Origin of the sequence: Sulfobacillus sp. hq2, from assembly GCF_002903155.1 — a bacterium.
GTDB lineage: Bacteria > Bacillota > Sulfobacillia > Sulfobacillales > Sulfobacillaceae > Sulfobacillus > Sulfobacillus thermotolerans.
The window spans coordinates 1-4,228 of the sequence record NZ_NWUL01000001.1; the positions used below are offsets into that span (position 1 = coordinate 1).

Here is a 4,228-nt window from a genome sequence, read left to right on the forward strand (position 1 = left end):
CTTTGCCGCCTTGCCAATGGATAAGTATTCTTCCATGTCCATAGTTTACCACCCAAAGGCATAGAAAGGCAAGGGTTGTTGCAGGTCGTGCACGTAGCCCCCGCGCTATATGTGTGTCGGCTGAATCATCGGTCCGGAGTCTCCCCTATGATTTCTTCGCCCATTGTGCCAATAATTCAGCCCAGCGATCATCCTCGACCAAAAAGAGATCAACGGGGCCGCTGGCCGAAGCCACATTCACCAACAACTGGCCGAGCCGCCAGTCAGGATGGCGGTGCCAAATCTCGGCCATGAGAGCTAACATCGGGGCAATTCGGGCGGGATCACGCATGTTATCGGTCTCTTTCTTGTTGTCGCCTTGCTAAAAGAAACCAGCTGTCCGTGATCGCGGACGACTGGTCCACAGTGGCATCGCGCTAAAACGGCGTAGCTGAACTACTCCTCACATCAGGGACGGTCGGCGCCACTGATCCGAAACGGTTGCTTCCCAGATCACTCGGCAATACGAAGAATACCAATAAGACGATAGCTCCGACAAGCGGGATCAGGCTCATCAGCAACCACCATCCCGAGTGCCCTGTGTCATGCAGTCGGCGAATTTGCACAGCAAGACTCGGCAACAATACAGCTAAGCCGTATACCCACGTTAATATCACGAGCTCGTGTGCTAGAGACGCTAGAAGATACAAGACAATCACCGCCAGAACATTAAACAACTCAAACATCCAGTATTCGGTCCGCGATGCGCGGCCATCGAATCCGAGATAATTTCTCCAGACGCCGAGATACCATTGCATGGCAATGCCCCCTCTGAATTTCTGCGTGATGCCGTTCGTCAAGGCATCACAAAAGGTCACGATTCTGTGCCGTGGGCTAAGACTTAGGTTTTGCGACGGTGCTGGGCCTTACGGCGTAATTTTTTCGAGCATCGTCCATCAGAGCGACAGCAGGGGACCCCGGATCGGCCCCAACTTAGGTATTGGGAGCCGTTGGGGCGTCGGCTTCTGGCGCTACTGTCACAATTTTAACGTCGAAGGCCATCTCAGCGCGTCGACTAAATCGTTCCATGCACTACGAGGATTGGCGGGATTGCCGATGTAGTCATTGAGGCCGTCTTTCACATACTCATACAACTGGTTTGGATTCAAGTTCTGCGCCACGGCAATTGCATCCGCCGAATCGTGCTGTTGCCATCGACCCAACTTACTCACAATCCAATCATAGGGGCTCAGCCATCCTACGGTTAAATGGCGAAATTGCCATGAACTCCAGTGGATTCGCGATTCCCAATCTTGTTGTAACCACGCCACCGATCCCGCTCGAAAGGAAATATCCAGATTGTCCGCCTCTTGGATCAAACGGTCGGGTACGACAGTACTTTCCAATAGAATCGCATCAATATCATGGGTGGTATCACGGGCCATCACATGATAAAACGCCAAGGCCACTCCACCCAGCAGAACAAGCACGGCATGACCGTCGCGAGGCCACTGAGCGGATTCATCCCATTGCTGTAAAGCGCGATACACTGCGCTGTCATCGCGAAGATTAAAATTTCCCACAATGATCTCCTTTCCACAACAACGGGCGACAGTCGAGAGTGCCCACCCCCTGGGGAATAGTGGCCAATCCTTGACTCGCGGCTTCGATCACACGCCGCAGGAATAAGACCCGACGGTCCAGCCGAATCCTGTCTCGAATCGGCAACGCATGAATCGCATCGAGCTTACGCCAGAAATCCGGCGGCCAGACATCCAGCATGACAAAGGACTGAATCGCCCAGGTCACGGGATTTGAGTAGGTGCCCCAACTCAGCGCCCGCCAAAACCACACGCCTTCCCGTATGGCCATGGCTTGGGGATCGTCCCGGCTCGTTACGGGAACAGCGGCCAACGTTTCCTGAATCACGTCGGGATCGCTAAACAACCACCACGGCCCCTGCCACACGGCCACTCGTGGATAGTGCTGGCCTAATTGGAGCAACGCCATCCATTCGTCGGTGGTTCCCAACAATGGATCGCTCCACCGTTCTTGATGCGTGACCGTGGTAATTTCTTGCCCCATGATCTGACGTAGCCCGGCCAAGGACCATCGGATCGGGAAGTCGTCATGGTGGCGGGTCATGGGTGGTACTTTCACGAATCAACCCTCCCGACAATACGCGAGTATTTGATTGACATTATAGCACCACACACTGGACTGGCATCTGGTTCTAAAACCATGCCAATTGGCGATTGGCATGGGCCCACGCGGACGGGGACCACCAGAGACATTCCGTGCGATAATCCTGAGCCGCTAGTCTCCCCCGCGCTAAACCCGTGGCCTCCGTGCGGCCTTTGACCCCCACGGGGAGGCGATAGGTTTCTTGATGCCATCCCGCATCGACTAACGCTAAAGTCGTCGGATGTTCATACCCTGATAGCACCACCATACTGCGCATCTGAAGAACGGTATTTACCAAGTGAGTTTGATCGGCCAAGGTCCACGCCATTCCATAATCGCCATCCGTTCCCACATACGGAGGATCCAAATAACACACGGTATCAACCCGATCGTACCGTGTGGCAACGTCACTCCAATCCCCAGATTCTAAGGCGACACCTCGTAGACGGTCAGCGACCACGGGAAGCCGATGCAATAGGCGGTCCACGCGGCTTTGAATGTCAGACGCCATGCCCCCACCCCAACTGCTCGAATCGGGTTTGCCGCCAAACCCCTGGGTTAAACGAATGAGAAATCGAGCGGCTTGTTCGACCGTATCCCCTATAGGCGCAGAGTCTTTGGCCCGACGCCACTCAGCCCGACTAATCGGCGTCCACCGCAATCGGCGCACGAGATGCCTCATCGTCACGGGATCTTGGAGGCACCGATAGACGGCAATAATATCCCCATTGGCATCATTGAGCACTTCGATGGGGCTTCGGGCCTTCGCCAAAAACACCGCCGCCGTCCCTGCAAACGGCTCCACGTAGGCTCGGTGTGATGGCAGTCGGGAGGCGATTCCTGCTGCCAATCGAGCTTTGCCTCCTTGCCAGGGCCATAATACCGGCGGAGCCATCACTGCACCATCTCCTGACGGGCCGCCAAGAACATACGAGCTTCCCGTCGGTGCAGGAGCTTCGCGCGTTCTTCCGGGGGCCCTACCACGTGATTCCCCCGCCACTCATTGTGTTGGGTGACCAAGGCATCCCACCACGCCAGTCGCCAATACGTCAGAATTCGCCACGCTGTGGGCGTAGGGATCGCAATCGCGACGCCATCGGAGCAGACACGCCATGCCCACAAGCCTCGATAGTGGCCCCAAAACACGGCATAATCCCACGCATCTTCTACCCCTAACGTGGGAAAGCGTTCCCGCCACCGAATCATGGCGTGGCGCGTCCATTCGACCCGCCGTCGCCCCGGCAAGGCGCCCCGACGACGGGGTGTAGTGCGGCGCTGGGCCATGCTTCTCATCTCCTTTATGTGATCGAATTGCTATCATCAAAGTGCGGCCGATAAGGCAACGCTAGTTGGCCAGAATCTGCACGCGGATCGATACCGGACGCCGTGCAGTAGGGCGTTCGTCAAGCCATTCATAAACGTGAGCTGGACGGGTGGTAATGGCTGAGAAATCCGCGTCATCACCTGCCCAACGGCGCACTAAATCCTCCACAAATACCCGGGGCGACGTAGCCGGGGCCAGAGGATCGGACCCCCGGGCCACGCAGTGCGTGGCTTCCCCAGCCGTTAGAGCCAGACTATGCACTTCCCAATCTGCAATCATGATCTCCTCTCCTTTGCAGGATTTTCGGGGCTCCGCTCGCTACATTCCGCGCTGGAGTTGTTCTAACAAGGCAGGGCCCTCCGGTGGGTGCAATTGCTGCACAGCCCGTATCACATCATTGCGGGTGTCATACCAGGCTACGCCTTGCCGCGCCGACGGTCCGGTCGCTAACAAGTCCTCCATCGTGTTCCAAGGGTGTCCTGACGCATCCCACCACAAGGCCCATCCCTGCCCCTCTATCTCTGTGACGCCCCAACATACGTGACCGGTGGAGCCTAATCCTCGTTCAACCACTGCAACCATGTGTTCCACGAATTTCATCTCCTTGTGACCGCAATCGGGCGCAAAGCTTTTGCTCAAAACGCGGAATCCGTGGTATCAGCAGCTGCCCAATTCTTGGGACAAATATGGACAACCGCTATTCACGGCAGCCCCTTTCCGGAGGATCCTCGTGTGGAGGAA

At 56.3% G+C, this 4,228-nt stretch carries 8 protein-coding genes; all 8 read right to left on the bottom strand.

What is annotated here, in order from left to right:
- Nucleotides 1–145 precede the first annotated feature (145 nt).
- Nucleotides 146–331: a hypothetical protein gene (locus CO251_RS00005; RefSeq protein WP_103373767.1), complete on the bottom strand. Its 186-nt coding sequence runs from the start codon at nucleotides 329–331 to the stop codon at nucleotides 146–148.
- Nucleotides 332–416: 85 nt separating this feature from the next.
- Nucleotides 417–797 carry a DUF805 domain-containing protein gene (locus CO251_RS00010; protein ID WP_103373768.1) on the bottom strand — a complete coding sequence of 127 codons (381 nt, stop codon included), beginning with the start codon at nucleotides 795–797 and terminating at the stop codon, nucleotides 417–419.
- Nucleotides 798–1,016: 219 nt separating this feature from the next.
- Entirely contained in the window at nucleotides 1,017–1,562 is a 546-nt protein-coding gene (locus CO251_RS00015; protein ID WP_103373769.1) for a DUF6036 family nucleotidyltransferase, read from the bottom strand.
- Nucleotides 1,549–2,139, bottom strand: a complete 591-nt coding sequence (locus tag CO251_RS00020; protein WP_103373770.1) for a hypothetical protein — start codon at nucleotides 2,137–2,139, stop codon at nucleotides 1,549–1,551. Before CO251_RS00020 ends, CO251_RS00015 begins: the two co-directional genes overlap by 14 nt.
- 73 nt (nucleotides 2,140–2,212) lie before the next feature.
- Nucleotides 2,213–3,058, bottom strand: coding sequence for a DNA adenine methylase (locus CO251_RS00025; RefSeq protein WP_242968139.1), 846 nt, complete (start codon nucleotides 3,056–3,058; stop codon nucleotides 2,213–2,215).
- Nucleotides 3,058–3,447: a hypothetical protein gene (locus CO251_RS00030; protein WP_103373772.1), complete on the bottom strand. Its 390-nt coding sequence runs from the start codon at nucleotides 3,445–3,447 to the stop codon at nucleotides 3,058–3,060. The genes CO251_RS00025 and CO251_RS00030 overlap by 1 nt, the downstream gene beginning before the upstream one ends.
- A gap of 61 nt (nucleotides 3,448–3,508) precedes the next feature.
- Nucleotides 3,509–3,766, bottom strand: a complete 258-nt coding sequence (locus CO251_RS00035; protein WP_103373773.1) for a hypothetical protein — start codon at nucleotides 3,764–3,766, stop codon at nucleotides 3,509–3,511.
- 39 nt (nucleotides 3,767–3,805) lie between these two features.
- Complete coding sequence (locus CO251_RS00040; protein ID WP_103373774.1) at nucleotides 3,806–4,078, bottom strand: hypothetical protein; 273 nt, start codon at nucleotides 4,076–4,078, stop codon at nucleotides 3,806–3,808.
- Nucleotides 4,079–4,228 lie beyond the last annotated feature (150 nt).